Source organism: Pasteurella canis (assembly GCF_020810675.1).
Classification (GTDB): Bacteria; Pseudomonadota; Gammaproteobacteria; order Enterobacterales; family Pasteurellaceae; genus Pasteurella; species Pasteurella canis.
Map to the genome: position 1 here is coordinate 439,239 of NZ_CP085871.1, position 25,674 is coordinate 464,912.

The 25,674-nt window shown below is 36.4% G+C and carries 21 protein-coding genes; 12 read left to right on the forward strand and 9 right to left on the reverse strand.

Annotated elements, in window-relative coordinates; genetic code table 11:
• Nucleotides 1-53: 53 nt before the first annotated feature.
• Nucleotides 54-1,382: a cation:proton antiporter gene (locus K7G93_RS02045; RefSeq protein WP_224046145.1), complete on the reverse strand. Its 1,329-nt coding sequence runs from the start codon at nt 1,380-1,382 to the stop codon at nt 54-56.
• A gap of 126 nt (nt 1,383-1,508) precedes the next feature.
• A complete protein-coding gene (locus tag K7G93_RS02050; protein WP_049215129.1) occupies nt 1,509-1,862 on the reverse strand; it encodes a RidA family protein in 354 nt (117 codons plus the stop codon).
• 99 nt (nt 1,863-1,961) lie between these two features.
• Between K7G93_RS02050 and K7G93_RS02055 the strand changes: the two genes are divergently transcribed.
• Both K7G93_RS02055 and K7G93_RS02060 read left to right on the forward strand, forming a co-directional pair.
• Nucleotides 1,962-2,678, forward strand: coding sequence for a YwiC-like family protein (locus tag K7G93_RS02055; protein WP_228400411.1), 717 nt, complete (start codon nt 1,962-1,964; stop codon nt 2,676-2,678).
• A 9-nt stretch (nt 2,679-2,687) separates the two neighbouring features.
• Nucleotides 2,688-3,392 carry a tetratricopeptide repeat protein gene (locus tag K7G93_RS02060; protein WP_065518446.1) on the forward strand — a complete coding sequence of 235 codons (705 nt, stop codon included), beginning with the start codon at nt 2,688-2,690 and terminating at the stop codon, nt 3,390-3,392.
• Nucleotides 3,393-3,481: 89 nt separating this feature from the next.
• On the opposite strand, the gene fdhE is transcribed toward K7G93_RS02060, so the two are convergent.
• The 4 genes from fdhE to fdnG form a co-directional block, all read right to left on the reverse strand.
• Complete coding sequence (gene fdhE / locus K7G93_RS02065; RefSeq protein ID WP_049215125.1) at nt 3,482-4,411, reverse strand: formate dehydrogenase accessory protein FdhE; 930 nt, start codon at nt 4,409-4,411, stop codon at nt 3,482-3,484.
• A gap of 91 nt (nt 4,412-4,502) precedes the next feature.
• Entirely contained in the window at nt 4,503-5,180 is a 678-nt protein-coding gene (locus tag K7G93_RS02070; RefSeq protein ID WP_049215123.1) for a formate dehydrogenase subunit gamma, read from the reverse strand.
• Entirely contained in the window at nt 5,173-6,081 is a 909-nt protein-coding gene (gene fdxH, locus K7G93_RS02075; RefSeq protein WP_115322866.1) for a formate dehydrogenase subunit beta, read from the reverse strand. The genes K7G93_RS02070 and fdxH overlap by 8 nt, the downstream gene beginning before the upstream one ends.
• Before the next feature lies 1 nt (nt 6,082).
• The gene (gene fdnG / locus K7G93_RS02080; protein WP_191134922.1) at nt 6,083-9,142 is read right to left on the reverse strand and encodes a formate dehydrogenase-N subunit alpha; all 3,060 of its coding nucleotides are present in this window, start codon (nt 9,140-9,142) and stop codon (nt 6,083-6,085) included.
• A gap of 249 nt (nt 9,143-9,391) precedes the next feature.
• On the opposite strand from fdnG, the gene fdhD reads away from it, so the two are divergent.
• From fdhD to pgi, 5 genes are all read left to right on the forward strand, one after another.
• The gene (gene fdhD / locus K7G93_RS02085; RefSeq protein WP_223668106.1) at nt 9,392-10,213 is read left to right on the forward strand and encodes a formate dehydrogenase accessory sulfurtransferase FdhD; all 822 of its coding nucleotides are present in this window, start codon (nt 9,392-9,394) and stop codon (nt 10,211-10,213) included.
• Nucleotides 10,214-10,361: 148 nt separating this feature from the next.
• On the forward strand, nt 10,362-12,542 hold the full coding sequence (uvrD, locus tag K7G93_RS02090; RefSeq protein WP_226690934.1) for a DNA helicase II: 2,181 nt from the start codon (nt 10,362-10,364) through the stop codon (nt 12,540-12,542).
• 206 nt (nt 12,543-12,748) lie between these two features.
• Nucleotides 12,749-14,152: a replicative DNA helicase gene (locus K7G93_RS02095; RefSeq protein WP_049215111.1), complete on the forward strand. Its 1,404-nt coding sequence runs from the start codon at nt 12,749-12,751 to the stop codon at nt 14,150-14,152.
• A 5-nt stretch (nt 14,153-14,157) separates the two neighbouring features.
• Entirely contained in the window at nt 14,158-15,234 is a 1,077-nt protein-coding gene (gene alr, locus K7G93_RS02100; RefSeq protein WP_174694532.1) for an alanine racemase, read from the forward strand.
• Between the two features lie 45 nt (nt 15,235-15,279).
• The gene (gene pgi, locus K7G93_RS02105; RefSeq protein WP_226690935.1) at nt 15,280-16,929 is read left to right on the forward strand and encodes a glucose-6-phosphate isomerase; all 1,650 of its coding nucleotides are present in this window, start codon (nt 15,280-15,282) and stop codon (nt 16,927-16,929) included.
• A gap of 271 nt (nt 16,930-17,200) precedes the next feature.
• On the opposite strand, the gene K7G93_RS02110 is transcribed toward pgi, so the two are convergent.
• Nucleotides 17,201-17,908: a helix-turn-helix domain-containing protein gene (locus K7G93_RS02110; protein WP_223668108.1), complete on the reverse strand. Its 708-nt coding sequence runs from the start codon at nt 17,906-17,908 to the stop codon at nt 17,201-17,203.
• A 196-nt stretch (nt 17,909-18,104) separates the two neighbouring features.
• Here K7G93_RS02110 and K7G93_RS02115 point away from each other — a divergent pair, with 196 nt between their 5' ends.
• Nucleotides 18,105-18,314: a helix-turn-helix domain-containing protein gene (locus K7G93_RS02115; RefSeq protein ID WP_049215104.1), complete on the forward strand. Its 210-nt coding sequence runs from the start codon at nt 18,105-18,107 to the stop codon at nt 18,312-18,314.
• Nucleotides 18,315-19,440: 1,126 nt separating this feature from the next.
• Here K7G93_RS02115 and K7G93_RS02120 read toward each other — a convergent pair.
• Together K7G93_RS02120 and metE are read right to left on the reverse strand one after the other, a co-directional pair.
• Nucleotides 19,441-20,478 (reverse strand): metal-dependent hydrolase, encoded by a 1,038-nt coding sequence (locus K7G93_RS02120; protein WP_226690936.1) that lies wholly within the window; start codon nt 20,476-20,478, stop codon nt 19,441-19,443.
• A 147-nt stretch (nt 20,479-20,625) separates the two neighbouring features.
• Nucleotides 20,626-22,899, reverse strand: coding sequence for a 5-methyltetrahydropteroyltriglutamate--homocysteine S-methyltransferase (metE, locus tag K7G93_RS02125; protein ID WP_226690937.1), 2,274 nt, complete (start codon nt 22,897-22,899; stop codon nt 20,626-20,628).
• Between the two features lie 372 nt (nt 22,900-23,271).
• Between metE and K7G93_RS02130 the strand changes: the two genes are divergently transcribed.
• The 4 genes from K7G93_RS02130 (at nt 23,272) to K7G93_RS02145 (ending at nt 25,638) form a co-directional block, all read left to right on the forward strand.
• Nucleotides 23,272-24,198, forward strand: coding sequence for a LysR family transcriptional regulator (locus K7G93_RS02130; protein WP_227798179.1), 927 nt, complete (start codon nt 23,272-23,274; stop codon nt 24,196-24,198).
• Between the two features lie 5 nt (nt 24,199-24,203).
• Nucleotides 24,204-24,926 carry an azaleucine resistance protein AzlC gene (gene azlC, locus K7G93_RS02135; RefSeq protein ID WP_228400412.1) on the forward strand — a complete coding sequence of 241 codons (723 nt, stop codon included), beginning with the start codon at nt 24,204-24,206 and terminating at the stop codon, nt 24,924-24,926.
• 2 nt (nt 24,927-24,928) lie between these two features.
• The gene (locus tag K7G93_RS02140) at nt 24,929-25,258 is read left to right on the forward strand and encodes a branched-chain amino acid transporter permease (protein WP_160531493.1); all 330 of its coding nucleotides are present in this window, start codon (nt 24,929-24,931) and stop codon (nt 25,256-25,258) included.
• Between the two features lie 155 nt (nt 25,259-25,413).
• Nucleotides 25,414-25,638, forward strand: coding sequence for a YgjV family protein (locus tag K7G93_RS02145; protein ID WP_115322853.1), 225 nt, complete (start codon nt 25,414-25,416; stop codon nt 25,636-25,638).
• Nucleotides 25,639-25,674 lie beyond the last annotated feature (36 nt).

A 25,674-nucleotide genomic window follows, 5' to 3' on the forward strand; every position in this document is an offset into this window, starting at 1 on the left:
GAACGGTACGTTTTACGTAAGATTTTAATGCCCTCAATTATTGAGGGCATTTTTTATAGTTTTTGATGAGGCTGTTTTTGTGGATTTAAATCAATGTAACCACGTTTATGCATGATACTTTCCTTAGCTTTTTTGATCATTTTCTCAATAGTTGAGCCTTGTACTAAAATGGAAAAAGTAACCACGGCATACGTCATTACAAGCAGTAAATCACGTACATCCATACCGATATGTTGCATGAATAGTACGCCTTTAGGAATAGATAATGCCATTGCAAGGGATAAGCCGCCACGTAATCCTCCCCATGTGAGAATACGTAGAGTATAGGGATTATAACTGCGGAATCGTTGCATGACCTGGAAAGGTATCCATACACTGAGATATCTACCAGCAAGGCAAATTGGGATTGCTAGGAGTAATAGGAAAATTCCTTGTGCTGTAAAATCCACTAATAATAATGCAAGACCGATAAGCAAGAATAAAAGAGAATTTAAGAAGTGATCGATCATTTCCCAAAAATGATCAAGATAAAGACGGCTTTGTTTGGAAAAACCTGTATGCCTTGTCCAGTTGCCTATTAAAATACCAGAAACGACCATAGCCAGTGCACCAGAAACGTGCAATAAGTTAGCTAACATAAATCCTGCAGTTGGGATTGTTAAAGTCAGTAAAATTTCGAGACTACCATCATCTGTTGCAGAAATTAATAAATGTGCAATAAAGCCAATAGCAAAGCCAAATAGGATACCCCCTATAGCCTCTTGTAAAAATAGCTCAGCAATAGCGCCAATTGTTGGCGTATGCCCACCAAAAGCAACAGCAAATATTGTTGTAAAAATCACTAAGCCAACGCCATCATTAAATAGTGATTCGCCTTCTACTTGCATGGATAAACGTTTTGGTGCTTTTAAATTTTTAATAATAGCCAACACAGCAATAGGATCAGTTGGGGAAATTAATGCACCAAATAGAATACAATGGATGAGTTCGATTTGTAGCCCGATAATTGTAGAAATTGCATAGAGCAGAAAACCAATAATAAACGTAGAGGCAAGCGTAGAGAAGAGTGCAAACGTAGTAATTTCCCATTTTTGGTTTTTGAGCACAGGAAGCTTAATCCCTAATGCACCAGCAAATAATAAGAAACCAAGTATCCCATTTAGTAAGAAGCTTTTGAAATCTAGCTGCTCCATCATTCGTGTTGCAATAACATCGAGCTTAAACCAAGATAGGTGACCGAAAATAAGAAACAGAACAGAAACAACAATTGAAGTAGCGGTAATAGCGATAGTGTATTGAATTTTATCGTTCAGTTTTCGTGTTACAAAGCCAATTAAAATAGAAATAGCAGATAAAAAACAAATATAAGTGTAAAGATTCATAGGATGCTTTCCAGAGATGTAAAATAAAAAGGCTAATGTCATATAGAAATTAGCCTATTAAGTATAAAGTAAAGTTTATTTAATTAGAAAGCATAAATTTGCATGTACTATTAGTACACTTGTAAATTAAGCTGCAGCAGTGATAACAATCTCAACTTTCCAATCAGGTAGAGCTAATTTTGCTTCAACAGTCGCACGTGTTGGAGGTGAAGTTGTATCAACCCATTCATCCCAAGCACGATTCATTTCATCATAATAATCCATATCCGCAAGATAAATTTGTGCATTTATGATACGGCTTTTATTCGATCCAACTTCAGATAATAATTTATCAATAAAACTTAGCACTTCTTTTGTCTGTTCATAAGCGCTTTCCTGTATTGTTGCTTCTGGTACTTGACCCGCTAAATAGATCACGCCATTGTAAATTGCTATTTCAGATAAACGATTTGTGGAGTGAAAACGTTGAATACTTACCATTTTTATCCTCTTTTAATTGAATTATATGCAAATAACATATCTATTTTGTATCAAACTGGATAAAATTACGCAACTTAATTTTAGTCTGGCGATTGAAAAATGAAGTTACTTATTTCTAATCAACATGGTGCAATTGTGATGGCACTCATACCATTTTTGTATGGTATGCTTTTATCGCAACCAAATTGGCAGTATCTTTTCTTATTTTTAGCTTGGGCTGCCTTGTATCTGATGACTTATCCTTTTTTGAACTTATTTAAAGGCAGAAATATGCCACTGAATATAAAATGGAGCTGGATTTATGGTGGAGTCAGTGCATTATTTGCCGTACCCGCATTATGGTATAACTGGCATATTATTTACTTTGTGATTGCAATGTTGCCATTTGTTGCTGTAAATATTTATTATGTGAAACAAAAAGATGAACGTGCGCTATTAAATGACTTCGCTGGTATCGTTATTTTCGCAATTGCAGGAATGGCTGCGTATTATTTTGCTGAGCGTCGACTTGATGCTGAAATCTGGTTAGTTGCGTTATATCCCAGCTTATTTTTTATTGGTACAACATTATATGTTAAGTCTATTTTGAGAGAGCGTAAAAATCCAATTTATCTGAAAGCCTCTATTATTTTTCATTCACTTTGTGTATTGATGTTTTTACCTTTGCAACAATATTTGTTAGCATTAGCTTATTTACCACCATTAATTCGTGCTGTTTGTTTACCACAAATTAAACTTAGCGTAAAACAAGTTGGGTTAGTTGAAATGGTAGTTTCTTTCATCTTTTTTGTGATGTTATTAGTGGCAACATTATAAGGTTTAGCTATGAAAAAAATGATTGTATTGGGTATGTTATTTAGCGCGTTATTCGTACAGACTCAGATCTTAGCGAAAGAGAATACCAGATCTACGCTAACAATCCCATCAAGTGCGGTTGAAAATGAACAAGTTTTGCAAGAATTGAGTGATGACGATCGCCGACAATTGATTTTGCAGGCTGCAGATAAGCAAGATTGGAAAGCCGCTTTTGAGTTAATTTTACCTTTAGCGCAGAAAGGGGATTACCAAGCTCAAGCGAATTTAGGTATTTTATATGCACGAGGACAGGGGGTTGAACAAGATTTCGAAAAAGCGTATTGGTGGTTTAGTGAAGCTGCAGAGAAAGGAAGCATCAAAGCAATCAATAACTTAGCTGTATTTTATTTACAAGGTAATAGTGTTAAGAAAGATATTCAACATAGTATTAAGTTATTCGAGAAAACAGCAAATTCAGGTTCGCAAGATGCGATGATGGTACTCGGACAAATTTATGAAAATGAACTAAAACAACTTTCTAACGCATTTAAATGGTTTAAAAAAGCAGCGGAAGCAGGTAATCATGATGCACAATATCGTTTAGCAATGATGTATGAAAAAGGAGAAGGTACCAAGAAAAATAAGAAACAAGCTGTTTATTGGTATCAAAAATTATCTCATCAACAAGGTGAACTTGCTGCTTTAGCACAACAACGTTTATCAGCCCTTCAATAAGTATAAAGGGTATCAACAAAAATAGGCAGAGCATTATGGCCTGCCTATTTTTAGTCATATTTACTGTCTAGTTAATTAAATAAACATAATTATTCTTCACTATTAGGAAAGAGAAATGGATTCAATCCACTTCGTTGTAAGCCTTTTTCTTCCATTTCAACATCTAAAAATAATGTTGCTAAATCATCAGCAATGGCTTCTACTTTCGGATCTCTTTCTTGATAGAGTACTTTTAAATAGCTATGGCAATCTCCACAACTTTCTGCTTTAACTGGCGCAACTTCACTATCTAGTGACCAATAATCGAGCTTACCAGTTTGATCACAATTAGTACATTTCGAACGTACTACATTCCATTCACTTTCACATAGCGCACAATGTAAGTAACGTAAACCTTGCTCTGAACCAAAGTGAATGACACTTGCTACAGGTGCTGAGCCACAAACAGGACAAACATGTAAATTTTCGCTACTTTCCTTGTGGCTAGAGTGTGGGATTTGTTGAACTAATTGCAACCAGTATAGAGACAGTGCGGCCCAAATGAAAACAGCTTTGTCACTACTGACTTGGCTAAATTCTTGTGCGAGTAAATGATCTGCTAATTGGTTTAACTCTGCTGTAGAGGCTTTTTCTAACCATTCAATAGTTGTGAGAATAGTATCATTTGCTTTAGGTTTTATCTCATTTAAAAGCGCAGTTAATAATGTTAGCCAAATGGGATCTCGTTGCCAGTTTTTAAAATGTAACGGCTGTGTTGCCAGTAATTCAGCAGTGAGATTATGTTCGTTTAGACGAGAATCCACTGGGATTGGGTAATTTTTTAATACAACGAGCTGTGCTTCAGAGACTAAACTTGCAAACATTAAATAGTCAGCTAAAGGGTGAGCTTTAGCAAGTGTTGTAAAACGCTCTGCACGGCGTTGATAGAGATTTTTAGGATTAGCGAATAGCAAGGCGGGCGCACTGAATGAACTTGCCGCTTGTTTGATTTCCGATTCGGGTAAAATTCTGATACTCATCCTTTTTCCTTGTTTAAGTAACAAATAAAGTGCGGTCGTTTTTTAGAAAATTTCTGAAAAATTGACCGCACTTTGATTGAGTTAGTATAGCTTAGTTTTGGCTATGTTTTTCTTGCTCTTCTTTTTCTAATTGAGGCAGTACTTCTTCACGATACCAACGTGGGTGGTGTTTTTTCGCCCAACGTACTGTCACCCAGCCTTCAACCATACCACGGATAGAACCTTTCACCCAGAATGCCATATAAATATGTACCATGATACCAGTGAAAAGTAAGAATGCACTGACAGAATGGAATAGTATAGCAATACGAATTACAGGGATTGGGAAATTATGTGAAAAATATTGTCTCCACATGATGATACCTGTAACCAGTAAGGTTAGCATTGCAAGAATCAAAGTCCAAAATAGCATTTTTTGACCAAGATTATATTTACCATTGTCAGAAACGGCATGTTCATTGCCTTTTAATACTTCATCAATATTTTTTAACCAAACCCAGTCATTTTTTTCAGGGAAATTATGGCGCCAATAAATACGACATAAGTTAAGAAATGCGATGAACATAATAATTCCCGTAAATGGGTGTACAAAACGCGCAAGCTGTGGTGTACCGAGAATTTCTGTTAGCCATGCGAAATCAGGGAAGAAAAACGCAAGCCCTGATAATCCAGTTACGAAGAAACAGATAACAAGTAACCAGTGACTAAGACGTGCTGGCAATTTATGACGCACGATTTTACGATCGTTACTGATCTTAATCTTACTCATGTTCGCCTCCATTATGTGCTTCGTCTTCATCATGTTCGTCCAATTCTTCTGTATTCGGGCCTACTGCGATATAGTGAGCAATTTCGCTCAATACGATACCACCCATTGCGACAGCAGCAACTGGTTTCAGTACGTCTTTCCAAAGTTTGACACTGATATCAATGCTCGGATCTTTTGGTAAGCCAGAATATAATTCAGGCTTATCAGCATGGTGTAGTACATACATAACATGTGTACCACCGACACCTTCAGGATCATATAAGCCTGCATTTTCATAGCCACGTGATTTCAGGTCAGCAATACGTTGTGCTGCATAGTGCTTCATATCTTCCTTACTACCAAATCGAATTGCACCAGTTGGACAAGTTTTGACGCAAGCAGGCTCTTGTCCTACTGTCACACGATCAACACATAATGTGCATTTGTAGACTCGATTATCTTCAGGATTCATACGTGGCACATTGAATGGGCAACCTGCAATACAGTAACCACAACCAATACATTTGTCTGATTGGAAATCAACGATACCATTCGCATATTGAATAATTGCACCTGGAGCAGGACAAGCCTTTAAACAACCTGGTTCACTGCAGTGCATACATCCATCTTTACGAATTAACCATTCAAGACGATCATTTTCTTCAACTTCGTTAAACTTCATGACCGTCCATGCTTTAGCATTGAGATCAATTGGGTTATCGTATACACCTACACAAGGTTCTGGTTCAGCTCGTAAATCATTCCATTCAGAGCAGCCTACTTGACAAGCTTTACAACCAATACAAGTCGTAACATCAATTAACTTAGCAACTTCAGTTTGATGATCACGCGCCTGTGGTGCTGGCGTAAAGTTTGATGTCGCAGAGGCTTTAATAATATTTTGAGATTGAACAACACCCATTTTAAGCCCCCACTTTCTCAATATTAACTAACATACATTTTGACTCAGGTGTTTGTGTATTAGCATCACCAGTACGAACAGTTAAGTTATTCGCAAAGAAGCCTTTTTTACCTACACCAGAGAAACCCCAGTGAATTGGGATACCTATAGTATGAATTGGTTTTCCATCAGACATTAGTGTACGGATACGTTTCGTGACAACAGCAACAGCTTTGATATAGCCACGTTTTGAGCTGACTTTCACTGTATCACCATTATTAATGCCTTTTTCTTTAGCAAGATCTTCGCCAATTTCAACGAATTGCTCTGGTTGAGCAATAACGTTTAATAGAGAGTTCTTAGTCCAGTAATGGAAATGTTCAGTTAAACGATAAGTGGTACCAACGTAAGGGAAGTCTGCAGATGTACCTAAATCCTCTTTATCTGATGGTAAAATTCGAGCAACTGGGCTAGAGACTACATTTGGATGTAGTGGGTTTGTTCCAATTGGGCTTTCCATTGGTTCATAATGTTCTGGGAATGGACCATCAACCATACGCTCGCGTACGAATAAGCCACTCACACCTTCTGGCTGCATAATAAATGGTAATGTCGGGCTATTTGGCGGTGCACTACCGAAGTCAGCCACGTCAATATAGTTCCAGTTTTTGCCATTCCATTTTACTAATGGGCGTTTTGGATTAAATGGATTACCCGCTAAATCAGCACTTGCACGGTTATATAAAATACGACGATTCAGTGGCCATGCGAATGCCCAACCCAATGTATTACCTAAGTTAGATGGGTCAGAATTATCACGGTTTGCCATTTGGTTACCTTTTTCTGTCCATTGACCTGTATAGATCCAGCAACCTCCAGAAGTACTACCATCATCACGCATTTGACCAAAGCTTGAAAGCAATTGCCCTTTTTTCAGAATCACATTGCCGTTTGCATCAAGGAGATCTTCTAATGCATAACCATTGTTTTCTTTAGCCACTTCTTCTGCTTTTGGTTCTAATGGATTTGCATAATCCCAGCTCATCGCTTCTAATGGTTCAAGTGGTGCTTTTCCACCTTCTGTTTTGTATAGATGGATTAATTCAGCTCGAATTTCAGATAGAATTTCACCATCTGTTTTTGCCTCACCAGGTGGTTCCGCGCCTTTCCAGTGCCATTGTAGCCAACGGCCAGAATTGGCAATTGAGCCATCTTCTTCAGCGAAACAAGTTGTTGGTAAACGGAAGACCTCAGTTTGAATATCTTCTGTTTTTACATCATTATGCTCACCATGATTTACCCAGAATTCAGAAGTATCAGTAATTAGTGGATCAAAAATGACTAAGTATTTCAAGTTACTTAGTGCTTTAATGATCTTGCCTGAATTTGGATAAGAGGCAATCGGATTGAAACCTTGACAGAAATAACCATTTACACGACCCTGATACATTTCCTCAATGTAACGTAAATGATCCATGCCTCCTTTTGGTAGTTTTGGTAAATAGTGATAACCAAACTCGTTATCCTGAGTACCATTATTACCATAAAACGTTTTCAGCATACTGACCATAAATTTAGGCGTGTTTTGCCAATAGTTGACTTGATCTTTCATTAAACGTTTAGGGGTGATACGGTTTAAGAATACATCTAGTGTCGTATCTGTTTCCGTTGGTAATGGAAGATAAGCAGGTAGACGATTAGGGAATAAGCCTAAATCTGTAATACCTTGTACATTTGAGTGACCACGTAATGCATTTACACCACCACCAGACACACCAATATTACCTAATAGTAACTGGATCATTGCCATCGTACGAATATTTTGTGAACCAACAGTATGTTGAGTCCAGCCTAATGCATACATAAAAGTAGCGGCTTTATCTGGTGCACAAGTTTTTGCGATTTCCTCACAGAAAATTTGGAAATCTTTTTGTTTTGTACCAGTAATACGTTCAACCATTTCTGGTGTATAACGAGAAACATGTTGTTTTAACATATTGAGCACACAACGTGGATCTTGCATACTCATATCACGTTTCGGCTCACCATTTTCATCAAATTGATATGCCCATGTTGAGCGATCATATTTACGTGTTTCAGGATCGTAACCAGAGAATAAGCCATCTTCAAATTTGAAGTTTTCATTTACTAAAAATGTTGCGTTAGTGTAATGTTTAACATATTCGTGCTGGATTTTGTCATTGTCTAACAAATAACGAATAACGCCTGATAGGAAAGCAATATCAGTACCTGGACGTAATGGCATATAGATATCAGCAACAGCAGCTGTACGGTTAAAGCGTGGATCAACCACCATTAACTTAGCACCGTTTTGTTTTTTCGCTTCAATCGCCCAGCGGAATCCTACAGGATGAGCTTCTGCGGCGTTACCACCCATTACTATAACAAGATCGGCATTTTTGATATCAACCCAGTGATTTGTCATCGCACCGCGACCAAATGATGGAGCAAGACTTGCTACCGTTGGTCCGTGTCAGATACTCGCTTGGTTGTCGGTAAAAATCATACCGAGAGAACGAACGAATTTTTGTGTTAGGATACCTGTTTCATTACTACATGCAGAACCAGCTAAGAATCCTGATGTCATCCAACGGTTAACCTCAACACCAGCATCGTTATGAGTAATAAAATTTTCATCTCGATCGGTTTTGATATGTCTAGCGATACGTTCAATCGCTTCATGCCAAGAAATACGTTTCCATTCTTTTGAGCCAGCCTCACGCACTTCTGGATAAAGCACTCGACGCTCACTGTTGACATAATCCAATGCGCCCGCACCTTTAGGACAGAGTGCACCGCGACTCACTGGATGATCAGGGTCACCTTCAATATGGAATAATTTGCCTTTTGTATTTTTTGAGCCATCGCCCAAACTATAAAGCAACATACCGCAACCAACGGCACAGTAAGTACAGGTATTACGCGTTTCTTTCGCTCGCAATAATTTGTAATTGCGAGGAGCTGCTAATGCCTCTGTTGGCGCAAAGCCCAACATTGCAGCAGATGTTCCCGCCATTCCCCCTGCACAGATCTTGAAGAACTTTCTTCTACTGACCTGCATAGATAATACTCCTTAGCGTAACAAAACGAGTTTGTTAGCATGTGATAGTAGTAAATTCGTTAAATAAATCATTAAATGTTTTTAGGCTTGTTTTTCACTTGTTAAAATTGTATTACAATCGTACCAAGTTTCGAATTGTCGATATACTTCATACAAGTATGTAAATACCTTACAATTTAAGCACCTTTTAGGATACTGATTTTTTAATGGTAAATCTATAACTCATAACCATTAATAAGGAAAAAAATTTTGACTTGGATCACAAAAACAAAAGTTCGTTTTTTTGAAAAATTAACAAAAAACAAACAAATCAAAAACAAAACAATAACTTATGATGTAAAAGAAGAAAATCTAGCGACAGAGATGCCTGTCGCTTTAGTCTACAATGGAATTTCCCATACAGTGATGATGTGCTCACCACAAAATTTAACAGACTTTGCATTAGGTTTTTCCTTAGCTGAAGGTATTATTGATAAAGTGAGTGATATTTATGGTATTGATATCAATCCAGTGTCTAATGGTATTGAAATCCAAATTGAGTTAGCGAGTCGCTGCTTTGTGCGTTTAAAAGAACAACGACGAACGTTGGCAGGGCGAACGGGCTGTGGTATTTGTGGCACAGAACAATTACAACAAGTATATAAAAAATTAGTAAAATTGAACCGCACTTTACAGTTTGATGCTAATAAATTAGATCATTGTTTAATACAATTAGAAAACGCACAAGAGTTAGGGAAACAAACAGGAGCGACACACGCAGCAGGCTTTTTTGATACAGAAGGTCATTTACTTGCTATTCGCGAGGATGTTGGGCGCCATGTGGCGTTAGATAAGCTGTTAGGTTGGCATGCTAAGCAAAATAACCCTATCGGTTTTGTATTGGTTACTAGTCGAGCAAGTTATGAAATGGTCCAAAAAACCGCAGTTTGTGGTATTGAAATGTTAGTTGCAATTTCAGCAGGCACCGCATTAGCCGTAAATATGGCAGAAGAGTGTGGATTAACATTAGTAGGTTTTGCTCGAAAAGGCAGAGCTACAATATATACGGGAGAAGAGCGGTTGTTTTTTTAAGAATTTTCTCTATAATTTCACTGTATAAAAAGCCAGTTTGATAACATACTTAAAATCAGGGCAGGACATAGCATCTGCCCTGATTTATTCCACTTCATTATGTATAAGATGCTGGTAGATAACTAGATAAAAAATTAAGGTAAGCTGCATGGATATTTCAGAATTATTAAATGGGTTAAATGATAAACAGCGAGAGGCTGTCGCTGCACCTTTAGGCAATTACCTAATTTTAGCTGGCGCAGGTAGCGGAAAAACGCGGGTATTAACGCATCGTATCGCTTGGTTGATTGCGGTTGAACAGATTTCTGAAGGCAGTATTATGGCCGTAACATTTACCAATAAAGCGGCTGCTGAAATGCGCCATCGAATTGAAAAAACATTATCTGAACATTCCTCTCAACGTCTTTTCGGCATGTGGATTGGCACATTTCATAGTATTGCTCACCGTTTATTACGAGCTCATCATCTTGATGCTAATTTGCCACAAGATTTCCAAATTCTTGACTCAGATGATCAACTGCGTTTAGTAAAGCGGTTACTTAAATTACATAATTTTGACGAAAAGATATTCATTCCAAAACAAGTATGTTGGTATATCAATAATAAAAAAGATGATGGATTACGTGCCCATCAAATTGATGATAATAATGATCGTTATGAACGTGAATGGATTAAAATTTACCAAATTTATCAAGATACTTGTGATCGAGCAGGTTTAGTCGATTTTGCTGAGTTATTATTACGTGCTTATGAGTTATGGTTAAAAAAGCCCGTTATTTTACAACGTTATCAACAACGCTTTCAGCATATTTTGGTCGATGAGTTTCAAGACACTAATAAAATTCAATATGCTTGGATTCGATTACTGGCAGGCGAGCAAGGAAAAGTCATGATTGTCGGTGATGATGATCAATCGATCTATGGTTGGCGCGGTGCAAAAATTGAAAATATTCAACGCTTTTTAGATGATTTCCCTCAAGCACAAACGATTCGCCTTGAACAAAATTACCGCTCTACGGGCAATATTTTACAAAGCGCTAATCAGCTTATTGCTAATAACAGTAATCGTCTCGGTAAGAATTTATGGACAGATGGTGAACAAGGTGAACCAGTTGGAATTTATGCTGCCTTTAATGAACTTGATGAGGCGTTATTTGTTACTTCCCAAATAAAACAATGGCTAGAGAAGGGGGGAAAATTACATGACTGTGCTATTTTGTACCGTAGTAATAGCCAATCGCGTGTGATAGAGGAAGCGTTGATTCGTGCTCAAATTCCTTACCGTATCTATGGTGGTATGCGCTTTTTTGAACGTCAAGAAATTAAAGATGCATTGGCGTATTTACGCTTAATTGCGAATCGCCAAGATGATGCTGCTTTTGAACGTGTTATTAATACACCTGCCCGTGGAATAGGTGATCGTACTTTAGATATTTTACGTCAATTGACACGAGAAAGAGAGGTCACATTATGGCAGGCGACTTGCCTAGCAATTAATGAAAATTTATTAACTGGACGTGCCGCTACAGCATTACAACGTTTTATGGAGTTAATCAATTCCTTGCAGCAAGACAGTACTGAAATGCCCTTATTTGCCCAAACGGATTTTGTGATTAAACATTCTGGCTTATATGAAATGTATAAGCAGGAAAAAGGGGAAAAGGGCGAAGTGCGCATTGAAAACTTGGAAGAGTTAGTCACTGCGACAAAAGAGTTTGTGAAACCAGATGGAGCAGAAGATCTTTCCGATTTAACTGCATTTTTAACGCATGCTTCTTTAGAAGCTGGCGAAGAGCAAGCCTCTCCACACCAAGATTATGTCGATATGATGACATTGCATTCTGCGAAAGGGTTAGAATTTCCATGTGTATTTATGGTCGGTGTTGAGGAAGGGTTATTTCCAAGTTTCCGTTCTTTTGAAGAACCAGGACGTTTAGAAGAAGAACGCCGATTAGCTTACGTTGGAATTACGCGTGCGAAACAAAAGTTGACAATTTGCTACGCTGAAAGTCGTCGTTTATATGCAAAAGAAGAACGTCACTTACCTTCACGTTTTATCGCTGAGTTACCGCCAGAATGTATTCAAGAAGTGCGTTTACGAGGCACAGTCACTCGTGCGATAAACCAACAAAAAATCGGTTCTGTTGCTCCTAATCTAAGTGAAAGCGAATGGAAAATGGGGCAAAAAGTGTTACATGCTAAATTTGGACAAGGTACAATCATTAATGTTGAAGGTACTGATAGTAATACACGTTTACAAATTGCTTTTCAAAATCAAGGTATTAAATGGCTCATTGCGCATTTAGCAAAATTAGAAAAGCTACGTTAATATATTATTAATATTGTTCAGCCATGTGGTTATAAATTTTGATAAAACAGTCTGTATATACTGCTTTAAGTGCGGTTTGTTTTGGCAAAATTTGTACTGAATAGATCTAGTGACTTCATGTTTTACTACCAATTCTTACTTAAATAAAAAAAAGAATTAGTATATGATATAGGCTAATTTTGATTCGAATAAAAATCCCAATTCTTATGGCAAAAAAAAACTCCTCGATTTCAAATAAACCACTGGAGCAAGGTATTGTTCCTCCTCATTCATTAGAGGCGGAACAGTCTGTTTTAGGTGGGATTCTGATTCATCCCGCACATTGGGATAGCATTAGCGATATGTTAATTCCTGATGATTTCTATTTAGCTGCTCACCGTGTGATTTTTCAAGAAATGGAAAATTTGGTACGACAAGGAAAACCAATTGATTTAATTAATATTTATGAATTTCTGAAAGAGAAAAATTTAAGTGAGGATGTTGGTGGATTTGCGTATTTAGCTGAATTGTCCAAGAATACACCAAGTGTCTCGAATATTGTCTCTTATGCTGCAATTGTACGTGATCGAGCAATTTTGCGTGACTTAATTAGTGTAAGTAATGATGTTGCACAAAGCTGTTATACAACAAAGGGCATGGAGGTCAAAGATATTTTAGATGAAGCTGAACGTAAAGTGTTTGCGATTTCTGAAAAACGCACAACATCCAATGAAGGACCGCAAAATATCTGTGCTATTCTCGAAAAAACCATTGATCGTATTGAGCTCTTAAGTAAAGCAGAAGGGCATAACGGGATTACTGGGGTGAGTACGGGATTTGATGCGCTTGATAAAAAAACAGCAGGATTACAGCCTTCCGATTTGATTATTGTTGCAGCTCGACCATCAATGGGGAAAACGACTTTTGCGATGAACTTGTGTGAAAATGCTGCGTTGAAAAGTGAGAAGCCTGTACTAGTGTTCAGCTTGGAAATGCCTGCGGAACAAATCATGATGCGTTCATTAGCCTCTTTATCTCGTGTGGATCAGACAAAAATTCGTACTGGACAGGGATTAGATCAAAGCGATTGGTCTAAGATTGGGAGTACAATGGGACTTTTTGCGAATAAACCGAATTTATATATTGATGATTCTTCAGGTTTGACACCAACAGAATTGCGCTCAAGAGCGAGACGAGTCTATCGAGAAAATGGTGGATTAAGCTTAATTATGGTGGACTATTTACAGTTAATGCGTGCACCAGGTTTTGCGGATAACCGTACTTTAGAAATTGCTGAGATTTCTCGTTCTTTAAAAGCGCTTGCAAAAGAATTAGAAGTACCTGTTATTGCTTTGTCTCAGCTGAACCGTACGCTTGAAAACCGTGCTGATAAACGCCCAGTTAACTCAGATTTACGTGAGTCAGGATCTATTGAGCAAGATGCTGACTTAATCATGTTTATTTATCGTGATGAAGTGTATAACGAAAATTCTGAGGATAAAGGGATTGCAGAAATTATTATTGGTAAACAACGTAATGGTCCGATTGGACGAGTTAGACTTGCCTTTAGAGGACAATATTCTCGCTTTGATAATTTAGCTGAACAACGAGACATGAGAGACGATTATTAATGAACATGAAACCTGCAACAGCCAAAATAAGTTCTGTTGCTTTAAAACACAATATCCAAACTATTAAACAAAAAGCTCCCAATAGTAAAATTATTGCGGTAGTCAAAGCCAATGCTTATGGGCATGGTGTCGTTTTTGTTTCATCTGCAGTAGAGGAAATGGTCGATTGCTTTGGCGTTGCCCGTTTAGAAGAAGCGTTAAGATTACGTTCTAATGGCATTACTAAGCCTATTTTGTTATTAGAAGGCTTTTTTTGTAGTAAAGACTTACCGATTTTAGCAGTAAATAATATTCAAACTGTAGTACATAATATTGAACAATTACAAGCATTACAAAAAGCCGAATTACCCAATCCAATCAAAGTCTGGTTGAAAATTGATACAGGCATGCATCGACTTGGTGTTGATTTAACTCAAGTAGACGAGTTTTATCAAGCGTTAAAAAACTCTCCAAATGTTGATGCGAATATTGGCTTTGTTAGTCATTTTAGCCGAGCTGATGAAATTAACTCAGATTACACCGCACTTCAATTAAACCGTTTCTTACACACGACAAAAGACAAACAGGGCGAGCGTAGTATTGCAGCCTCAGGTGGAATCTTATTTTGGGAAAATTCTCACTTAGAATGGATTCGCCCTGGTATTATTATGTATGGTATTTCACCAGTGAATATTCCCGCTCAAGAATATGATCTTACTCCTGTTATGACGCTTACTTCTTCGTTAATTTCGATTAAACCACACAAAAAAGGTGAGCCAGTGGGTTATGGCGGTGTGTGGGTGAGTGATAAAGAGACAAAAATTGGTGTAGTGGCAATTGGTTATGGTGATGGTTATCCACGAGATGTACCAACAGGTACACCTGTGTATTTAAATGGTCGTCGTGTACCAATAGTGGGTAAAGTGTCTATGGATATGTTAACAGTTGATTTAGGTTTGGAAAGCCAAGATAAAGTAGGCGATGAAGTAATTTTATGGGGTAAACAGTTACCAATTGAGGAAATAGCACAAATTAGTGGTATGCTCAGTTATGAACTTATTACCAAGTTAACGCCTCGTGTATTAACAGAATATGTGGATTAATTAATTTAATTATCTTGTTATATTTGCAAAATAAGGAAAACAATAATGAAAAACATCAACCCGACAAAAACTAATGCTTGGAAGGCATTAGAGCAGCATCATAAAGCACAAAGTGATGTCTCAATTCAACAACTTTTTGCACAAGAAAAAGATCGTTTTGCGAATTATTCATTATCTTTTAATAATGAAGTATTAGTGGATTTCTCAAAAAATAATGTGACGAAAGAAACATTGGGATTATTGCGCCAGTTAGCAAGTGAATGTGCATTATCAGAGGCGATTGAAGCGATGTTTACTGGGGCTAGAATCAATAAAACGGAAGATCGCGCTGTATTACACACAGCACTTCGTAACCGTTCTAATACCCCCGTTTTGGTTGATGGTAAAGATGTGATGCCAGAAGTGAACGCCGTGTTAGCAAAAATGAAAGACTTCTGCCATCGTGTGATTTCAGGAGAGTGGAAAGGCTATACAGGCAAAGCAATTACTGATGTAATTAATATTGGTATCGGTGGTTCAGATTTAGGGCCTTATATGGTGACCGAAGCCTTACGTCCATATAAAAACCACTTGAATTTACACTTTGTATCTAACGTTGATGGTACACACATTGCAGAGGTGTTGAAAAAAGTAAACCCAGAAACAACATTATTTTTAGTGGCGTCAAAAACGTTTACCACACAGGAAACAATGACTAATGCATTGTCTGCTCGTGAGTGGTTTTTAGCAAGTGCAAAAGAAGAAGAGCACGTGGCAAAACATTTTGCGGCACTTTCAACTAACGGAAAAGCGGTTGCTGAATTTGGTATTGATACCAATAATATGTTTGAGTTTTGGGACTGGGTAGGCGGTCGCTATTCATTGTGGTCTGCGATAGGCTTATCTATTGCATTATCTATTGGTTTTGATAATTTTGAAGCGCTTTTAGCAGGCGCACATGAAATGGATAAGCATTTCTGTACTGCACCGATTGAACAAAATATCCCAACCACATTAGCGTTAGTCGGTTTATGGAATACCAATTTCTTAGGCGCACAAACCGAAGCGATTTTACCTTATGATCAATATTTACACCGTTTTGCTGCGTATTTCCAACAGGGTAATATGGAATCCAATGGTAAATATGTTGATCGCAATGGTGAGGTAATTAATAACTATCAAACAGGTCCAATTATCTGGGGAGAACCTGGTACCAATGGTCAACACGCGTTTTATCAATTAATTCACCAAGGTACTACATTAATCCCTTGTGATTTTATCGCTCCAGCGCAAACGCATAATCCATTAGCAGATCATCACCAAAAACTCTTATCTAACTTCTTTGCACAGACTGAAGCATTAGCATTTGGTAAAACCAAAGAGGAAGTCGAGGCTGAATTTGTGAAAGCTGGTAAATCATTAGATGATGTAAAAGATATTGTGCCATTTAAAGTATTTACTGGTAATAAACCTACTAACTCAATTTTGGTTCAAAAAATTACACCATTTACATTAGGTGCATTAATTGCAATGTATGAGCATAAAATCTTTGTACAAGGCGTGATTTTCAATATTTACAGCTTTGACCAATGGGGCGTAGAGTTAGGTAAACAATTAGCAAATCGTATTTTACCTGAGCTAGCTAATAATGATAGAGTTGAAAGTCATGATAGTTCAACAAATGGTCTTATTAATCAATATAAATCTTGGCGTTAAGTTTTATTTAAGATAAAACAAAATAAGATCTGCACTTAGACTAGAAGAATTACTCAGTTTAAGTGCAGATTTTTTATAGAACAAAATAAAGATAAAATCTCGTCTTTTTATAATTATTTTAAATTAAAAATTGAATTATATATGTCTTTATTTAAGTTAATTTATTTATATTAATTTAATTTTGTAATAAAGATTTTATTTTTAATAGCTAATTTTTATAGTATTCAAATAAAAGTTAACCAAAAGTAAAATCAATATTCTTTCTTCAAAATTAAATTAAATGATGACCTATAAAGACAATTCGACCAATAATTTCAAAGTTTTCAGCTGTTTCAAGATCCAATTCAATAGGTGGATAAATAATCTGGTTATCACTAATTAAGCGAATACCATTTGGTACTCCTTGAATTCTCTTTATCCATATTTGTTTACCAAAACGCATGAGATAAATTTCACCATCTTTAGGTGTTGTGATTGCTCGGTTAATCAATAAAATATCGCCACTATGAATAGTAGGCTGCATACTATCACCTGAAGCAATTACAAATACAAGCTGATTAGGTGTAATTCCTCTCAAACTTAACCATTGTGGATTTAAGCCAATATAATCATCAGCTGAATGTTTAAAACAATTTGTCGTAAGATGATGGTAAACAGGAATTTGTATCTGTTGTGCTGTATTTATGGCTTGTGTAATCTGTAGCTGAGTTGAATAATGATGCGTTTTCTCATCGATATCATTAAGACAAGTGGATGTATTTACTGGATTATTTTCATCATACAACCCGAGTTGTTTTTGTACAGCCACTGGAAATGAAGAATAGTGGTATTCAAATGTTCTTCCTTTAACTCCCTCTCTTTGGCGCTTTTTCCAGCCTTCACGGGCTGCTTTTTTTACAATACCTTTATCGGATGAAGGTAAATATAATCCTTTTTCCATGAGTTCTTTTATTGAAAACCATTCTTGATAGTTCTGCATAAAAACCTTTTAAGGAACTCGAGTGATGTTAATTTTGTGATGCCTTAACTCTATTATATTGCTTGTAATTCAAGCAAAGGAATAAATTTATTGAAAAGAACTATTGAGTTCCTTTTAAAATAATTGTATAGTTCTTATCAGTTACTCACATGTGTGCTAAAGCATGTATTAATTTAAGTCATAAGGATATCACATAATGAAAAAGAGTAAAAAGAATATGCATCGTGCATATATTATTGCTGCAATTAAGGAAAAAGGCAGTTCACTCGCTCAACTTTCAATTCAAGCAGGTTTACATCCCCGAACACTTAATAATGCATTAGATCGAAAATACCCTAAAGGTGAAAAAATAATCGCTGATTTTATTGGTATTCCTGTACAAGAAATATGGCCAGAACGTTATTAGATTATAATTAAAACTCACTTTGTATATAAACTCATCTCTTGAACATTTTCCTCTATTTTTATTTTGGACATTATATTAAGAGATGAGTAGAATACGCGCCCCATGTTTTTGGAAAACATAAATTAATTTACTTTTAATTATTTATTTTTTGAGCTGCTTATTTTTATATACAAAAAGGAACTTTATGAATTACATCTCTTACATTATTGAAAATACAATAATGTCATCAAAGATAAGGAAAGATAAATTAATCAAAGAACATAATAGACTATTTTTTTCTTCTATAACTAAAATTAGTTTAAATAAAGAGCTACTTAAATCCCTATTAACTACTTTAGTCTCACTTCTATTTTTCTCTTTACCAACTCAATTTTATATTGATATTCCAAAAATTGTGAATGAAATTATTCAGCATAATCACTTGAATAATCTAAAAAATGATGCCCTTTATAATGGAAAGAAAGGAACTATATCCTACAGTTATTAGCATGCTGGTAACGGTAGGATATGTTGATAAAGCAAAAGTAAACTAAAATTTCATGGATGGTAAAGACAGCAAGGATGCTGTCAATCTAGAATAACCAGAAAATTTAAAACAGGTTCAACAAAGATGAATATTAGGGAGTAAATATCGGGGTAACTGTTTGATGAGAGAAAGACATCAAAGCAGGTGCACTGAATACCACTAAAAAATACAAATAAGTAAAAGTATTTACCTTTTTAGAGATGAATATATCGCGATGAATTATCAACAGAACGACATCATTCAGAGCATAGGATAGCAACATATTTACATATGGATAATGGTACAAGTATTAAAGAATTAGTTGGGAAACTAAATAGCTAATCAGACATAGACTCTCTACAAGCAAAGCAATTTACAGTAGGAAGTGTAATTATTTTAGCCAAGGATGGCATTTATGATGGGAATACATAGGTTTTTTGTTAAAGTCTATGGAGGGAAAATAGTTAATAATGCAAGACTGTATTCTTGTTGGTGTAGGTTTGAGTTATCGGATAGTCACTATCTAGATATTATAAATAGTAAGTGTTTTCTGTATTTGTTAACACAAAGTGCGGTAGAAATATAAAAAATTTGACCGCACTTTGATTAGTTTAAAACAAGTCATAGCCTTGCCCAATCTCCTAAAGGAAGAGGCTCGTCGTCTGACCAAATACGTTGCCAAAATTTTGCCAAGATTGTCTTGTTGATATGATAAGTAGCTGTTGGGTATTGAATTGGTAGAATGGCTTTCCATTCTTGATTCTGCTTTTCGGCTACGACAAAGCGGAAGTTAAACTGACCCGCTAAGCCCATTCGAGTATCACTTGCGATAAGTTGATCTTCAATTTGTTCATAATGAATCCAATGGCCACTGAACCATTCTAAACGTTGTAATTGTGGTGAATCGGCGATAATGTTTGCTTTTAATTCAAGATTCAATGGGATTTTAATGAATTCGGGAGAGCCATTATCAAGCCAACCACTTATTGCATCATATAAATTACCTTGTTTATCTATAGCAAGTACACGCCAAAGCACAGTATTAAATGGAGTCGGTGTGGCTAATACTTTGTCTACTTCAATACCGTGTTGAGTCAACATGTTTTCAATGCGTTGCTCATGGTAACTGCGTCCAAGAAAACCAATAGTAAAGTATATACAACCAAATAAGAGTGCAATGGACATAGCTTTTACTGAACGACTGTCTAGTTTCTTGCAATATGCCCAGATACAAGTGAACACTAATGGCAAAGTATAAATTGGATCGATCACAAAAACAGTTGAAAAAGTAATCGGTTCAAATGGTAGCGGCCAAAAAAGTTGAGTACCATAGACCGTCATAGCATCAATAATAGGGTGTGTGACAAGTGCTAAGGTGAGCGTTAGAAATAACCTTCGAAAGGTAAAAGGTAAATGACTTTTTCGCTTAAATGTAATCCATGTAATTAAGAACGCAAGTGCGGTCAGTAAGAAAATCGAATGACTAAAACCACGATGATAAGTCATAGAAGAAATAGGATCGGCATAGCGAATAAATACATCTAAATCAGGAAGTGTACCAAGTAACCCACCGTAAACTAACGATTTGCGTCCTTGATACTTTCCCATGCCAACACCTTGTATAGCAGAACCTAAAACAAATTGTGTAAGTGAATCCATTATTACACCCTAAGTTGTGGACAAGAAATAATGCCGTATTTTGAGTAGGAATCACGCCTTCGTCAATATTTTTGATTTCATTTATCAATAAAAAAGCCCCCAGCATTGACGCTATTGGGAGCAATATGTTAGGAGCAATTGGTAACTTTAGCTAAGTTCTGCACGTAATTTTTTAGTTACTTCAACCATAACTCGTAATGCAGCAATAGTTTCAGACCAAGCGCGTGTTTTTAAGCCACAATCTGGATTAACCCATAGGCGTTCTGCTGGAATAACCTTGAGCGCTTTGCGTAACAAATGTTCAATTTCGTTTGCTTCTGGTACACGTGGGCTATGGATATCATACACACCTGGTCCAATGTCATTTGGATATTTGAAATTTCCAAATGCCGTTAATAATTCCATGTCAGAACGTGACGTTTCAATCGTGATCACATCCGCATCTAAACTGGCAATTGCAGGTAAAATATCGTTAAACTCAGAGTAACACATGTGGGTATGAATCTGTGTGTCATCTTGGCAGCCCATTGCACTTAAACGGAATGATTCGCTTGCCCATTGGAGATAACTATCCCAATCTGCGCGTTTTAGTGGTAAACCTTCGCGAATTGCAGGTTCATCAATTTGAATTACTTTGATACCAGCTGCTTCTAAATCTAATACCTCATCAGAAAGTGCGACTGCAATTTGTTTGCATATGGTGGAACGAGGAATATCGTTACGTACAAATGACCATTGTAGAATCGTCACTGGACCAGTTAACATGCCTTTCATCACTCGATTGGTCAGACTTTGCGCATACTTAGACCAGCGTACTGTCATCGGTTGTGGACGTACTACATCACCATAAATGATGGGCGGTTTGACACAACGTGAGCCATAACTTTGTACCCAGCCAAATTTTGTAAATGCAAATCCATCCAATAATTCACCAAAATATTCCACCATGTCGTTACGTTCTGCTTCTCCATGCACCAATACATCAAGTTCAAGCTCTTCTTGGCGACGTATAACAAATTCAATTTCTTTTTTCATTGCCGACTCATAATCTATTAGACTAAGTTCACCTTTCTTAAATTTAGCTCGCGCTTGACGAATTTCAACAGTTTGTGGGAATGAGCCAATATTAGTTGTTGGGAGTTTAGGTAAATTCAACCAAGCATTTTGTTTGATAATACGTTCTGCAAAAGGTGATTGACGTTGGTCTGCATTGATTGGTAAGTTAGCTAAACGTTCAGTGACTTCGGGACGATGAATCTCGCGACTATTTTCACGAGTATTAGCCGCTACTTGACTTGCATCAAGTTCATCTTGAACGGCAAGACGACCTTGTTCAAGTGCAGTTTTAATAATGCGTAATTCTTGTATTTTTTGTAATGTAAAGGCTAGCCAATCATACAGTTCAGGTTTATTTGCTTTGAGCTGTGTTTCAACTTCAAGGTCATAAGGTGTATGAAGTAATGAGCAGCTTGGTGCGATCCAAAGATTTTCTCCTAATCTTGCTTTTAACGGTTCAAGAATATCTAGTACCTCATGTAAATTCGATCGCCAAATATTGCGTCCATCAATTACTCCAACAGAAAGCACTTTGTCATAGTTTTCAAATGCAACAAGTTGTTCTGGTGCTCGTACTAAGTCAATATGTATTCCTGCGACAGGCAATGATTTGAGTAGTTTTGCGTGTTCTGCTACTGAACCAAAGTAAGTGGCGATAAGTAGTTTCGCGTTAACAGTCTCGCTTAATATTGTATATACCGCGTTATAAGCATCAAGCCACTCATCTGGTAAATCTACGACTAAAGCTGGTTCATCAATTTGAATCCACTCAGCGCCTTCAGCGGTTAATGCATTCAGAATATCTATGTAGACAGGCAGCAGTTCTGCGAGGAGTTCAAAACGATTGAATCGGTCACCTTTTTCTTTACCAAGCCATAGGAAAGTTAATGGTCCAACAATAGTAGGTTTACATTTCAAACCTAATGCTTTTGCTTCGCGAATTTGTTGTACATAATGCGTTGGGTTTGCTTTAAATTTTGTCTGTTTAGTCAATTCTGGTACGAGATAGTGGTAGTTAGTGTCAAACCATTTTGTCATTTCAAGAGCAAATTGATTTTTATTACCTCGAGCAAGTTGAAAATATTCATTTAAGCTTAAATTTTGGCTATCAAAGCCAAAGCGACTAGGAATAGCACCTGTAGCAACTTGTAGATCTAGAATATGATCATAGAATGTAAAATCAGCAACAGAAACATAATCAGTGTTCGCATTCGCTTGGTGCTGCCAGTTGATTGCTCGTAATTTTTGTGCAATTTCTAATAAATCTTGTTCATTAATTTCACCGCGCCAATAACGTTCTTGGGCAAATTTAAGTTCACGCTTGGCTCCAACACGCGGAAAGCCTGCGATATGAGATGTTGTCATAGTAATTCCTCTTAAAGTGATATTATTTATTTTAAAATTGGACGTCTAAACGTCTGTTTTGATGTAGAATGGCGGACTTTTTAATATTATGCAACATCATAATTTTCACAAATAACATGAAAATTTTTAATGATATAGGTTTGTTAAGGAAAAAGTGCGGTGAATTTTAAATATATTTAACTTAGTTAAAAAGTTCTGCCATAGCTTTTGAGAGTGTAGTGATGTGACGTTTGTGTTGTTATTTGAATGAAAGTTCACAGAGTAGAGATACGAGAGAAAAATTGTGAAAAAATAACCGCACTTTATTCTTTTTTATCCATTTTAATATATGATAGGAATCTCAATTCTTTTACTTTTTTATGAATTATTTTAATGAAACCAATTTTTTTAGAATTACGTCACCTTAAAACATTACTTGCACTTAAAGAAACAGGTAGTGTGTCTCTGGCAGCTAAACGTGTATATTTAACTCAGTCCGCACTCTCGCACCAATTAAAATTACTAGAGGAGCATTATGGGTTACCGCTATTTGAACGTAAAACACAACCTTTGCGGTTTACTCCAGCGGGTGAGCGTTTAATTAAACTGGCTAATGAAATCTTACCGAAAGTGATCGAGGCAGAGCGAGATCTTTCTCGAGTTAAACAAGGCGAAGCAGGTGAATTACGTATTGCAGTAGAATGCCATACTTGTTTTGATTGGTTAATGCCTGCAATGGACTCATTTCGTCAAAATTGGCCATTAGTTGAACTAGATATCGTGTCAGGCTTTCATACGGATGCGGTTGGTTTATTATTGACTCATCGTGCTGATTGGGCAGTGGTTTCTGAAATTGAAGAAACTACAGGTATTATACATAAGCCATTATTTTCTTATGAAATGGTTGGGCTTTGTGCAAAGGATCATCCTTTGGCACATAAAACTGTGTGGCAAGCAGAAGATTTTGCTGATCAAACGCTAATCACTTATCCTGTTCCTGATGATATGCTGGATTTATTACGTAAAGTATTACATCCAAAAGGGATTAATCCTATTCGTCGTACAAGTGAGCTCACTATTGCAATAATCCAATTAGTTGCAAGTAAAAGAGGAATTGCAGCATTACCTTTTTGGGCAGCAAAGCCTTATTTAGATCGAGGTTATTTAGTCGCACGTCAAATTACAGAAGCAGGATTACACAGTAATTTATATGCAGCTATTCGTGAGATTGATGCGAAGATTGCATTTGTTGATGATTTTTATGAGACAGTGAAAGCACAAAGTTTTTCGACTTTACCAGGTCTATCTGTGTTGGAATAAGTAATATGTTAGATGTAAATGAGCGACCAATTTTCAGTGCTGCTAAAGCCGCATTTCCTTATAGTTTACCTATTTTATCTGGTTTTTTATTTTTAGGGATTGCTTATGGTGTCTATATGAAGGCACTTGGTTTTGAGGCTATCTATCCTATTTTAATGGCATTACTTATTTATGCTGGTTCGGTTGAGTTTATTGTCGCAGGATTACTCGTTGCACCTTTTGCACCCCTCAATGTGTTATTGATCACATTAATGGTTAGTGGACGACAGATTTTTTATGGCATTTCTATGTTAGAAAAATATGGAGCTTATTTGGGGAAAAAACGTTGGTATTTGATAAGTACATTAGTGGATGAAGCATTCTCATTAAACTATATGGCAAAAGTACCGCAAAATGTTGACCGTGGTTGGTATTTTTTCTTCATTAGTTTATATCTACAACTCTATTGGGTAATTGGTGCAGCAATAGGCGCATTATTTGGCTCAATTTTACCTTTTGATTTAACAGGTATCGAATTTGCAATGACTGCACTTTTTTTAGTTATTTTTGCAGAACAATGGAGTAAGGAAAGCTCACATGAAAGCTCTTTATTAGGCTTAGGTATTGCATTTACTACATTATTAATAGTAGGTGAAAAACATTTCTTACTACCGACTCTGATTGGGATTTGGCTTGTATTAACCCTACGTCGTGTGAAATTAAGTGCAAAATTAGAGAGCGTGGAGTAAGTATGACTTTAACTGAGCAAATTATTACGATTGTAATGGGAATATGCGGTGTACAGCTTTTTCGTTGGCTGCCATTTTGGGTTTTCCCTGCCAATAGACCTATACCAGCTTATATTCAATATTTAGGTAAAGTATTACCAGCAGCAATGTTTGGTATGTTAGTTGTATATTGCTATAAAAATGTAGATATACTGAATGGCCATCATGGTATCCCTGATTTTGTTGCTGGTATAGTAGTGTTATTACTGCATTTTTGGCAGAAAAATATGTTTCTTTCTATTGCGGTGGGGACTGGCTTATATATGTTTTTAGTTCAATTTATCTTTATTTGAAATCTAAAAAAACATTTATATTAATTTTTCTTAAAAAATAAATGAATTTACTTTCTAGCAACCGTTTGCCTAGTTATGATGATCTTTAAGTCAATAAAAAAATAATTTATCATAGTGTTATCAATGAGATAGAAAATTTATTTTAAAGAGGCAACATGGAATTTAATGTAAATGAGCTATTAGGCTATATTGCAGGATTATTAGTCGCAATTTCTTTTTTATTTAAGAATATCGTTTTTATACGCGTTATTAATGGGATAGGCGCAATTTTCTTTATAATCTATGCATTGCGAATTCAAGCATATCCTGTCGCTGGATTGAATACGTTTTTAGTCATTATTCATATTTATCAATTATGGCGTTTAAAGCGTATAAAATAACTGGGTAAAATTCCATAAAAAGAAACCGCACTTTAA

Excerpts from the sequence above, each read along its gene's own strand:
- fdhE (WP_049215125.1), bottom strand. The coding sequence starts at position 4,411 with ATGAGTATCAGAATTTTACCCGAATCGGAAATCAAACAAGCGGCAAGT.
- K7G93_RS02060 (WP_065518446.1), top strand. The coding sequence starts at position 2,688 with ATGAAAAAAATGATTGTATTGGGTATGTTATTTAGCGCGTTATTCGTA.
- alr (WP_174694532.1), top strand. The coding sequence starts at position 14,158 with ATGAAACCTGCAACAGCCAAAATAAGTTCTGTTGCTTTAAAACACAAT.
- fdxH (WP_115322866.1), bottom strand. The coding sequence starts at position 6,081 with ATGGGTGTTGTTCAATCTCAAAATATTATTAAAGCCTCTGCGACATCA.
- K7G93_RS02145 (WP_115322853.1), top strand. The coding sequence starts at position 25,414 with ATGGAATTTAATGTAAATGAGCTATTAGGCTATATTGCAGGATTATTA.
- K7G93_RS02045 (WP_224046145.1), bottom strand. The coding sequence starts at position 1,382 with ATGAATCTTTACACTTATATTTGTTTTTTATCTGCTATTTCTATTTTA.
- K7G93_RS02070 (WP_049215123.1), bottom strand. The coding sequence starts at position 5,180 with ATGAGTAAGATTAAGATCAGTAACGATCGTAAAATCGTGCGTCATAAA.
- K7G93_RS02120 (WP_226690936.1), bottom strand. The coding sequence starts at position 20,478 with ATGGATTCACTTACACAATTTGTTTTAGGTTCTGCTATACAAGGTGTT.
- K7G93_RS02110 (WP_223668108.1), bottom strand. The coding sequence starts at position 17,908 with ATGCAGAACTATCAAGAATGGTTTTCAATAAAAGAACTCATGGAAAAA.
- K7G93_RS02115 (WP_049215104.1), top strand. The coding sequence starts at position 18,105 with ATGAAAAAGAGTAAAAAGAATATGCATCGTGCATATATTATTGCTGCA.
- azlC (WP_228400412.1), top strand. The coding sequence starts at position 24,204 with ATGTTAGATGTAAATGAGCGACCAATTTTCAGTGCTGCTAAAGCCGCA.
- K7G93_RS02140 (WP_160531493.1), top strand. The coding sequence starts at position 24,929 with ATGACTTTAACTGAGCAAATTATTACGATTGTAATGGGAATATGCGGT.
- pgi (WP_226690935.1), top strand. The coding sequence starts at position 15,280 with ATGAAAAACATCAACCCGACAAAAACTAATGCTTGGAAGGCATTAGAG.
- metE (WP_226690937.1), bottom strand. The coding sequence starts at position 22,899 with ATGACAACATCTCATATCGCAGGCTTTCCGCGTGTTGGAGCCAAGCGT.
- uvrD (WP_226690934.1), top strand. The coding sequence starts at position 10,362 with ATGGATATTTCAGAATTATTAAATGGGTTAAATGATAAACAGCGAGAG.
- K7G93_RS02130 (WP_227798179.1), top strand. The coding sequence starts at position 23,272 with ATGAAACCAATTTTTTTAGAATTACGTCACCTTAAAACATTACTTGCA.
- K7G93_RS02095 (WP_049215111.1), top strand. The coding sequence starts at position 12,749 with ATGGCAAAAAAAAACTCCTCGATTTCAAATAAACCACTGGAGCAAGGT.
- K7G93_RS02055 (WP_228400411.1), top strand. The coding sequence starts at position 1,962 with ATGAAGTTACTTATTTCTAATCAACATGGTGCAATTGTGATGGCACTC.
- K7G93_RS02050 (WP_049215129.1), bottom strand. The coding sequence starts at position 1,862 with ATGGTAAGTATTCAACGTTTTCACTCCACAAATCGTTTATCTGAAATA.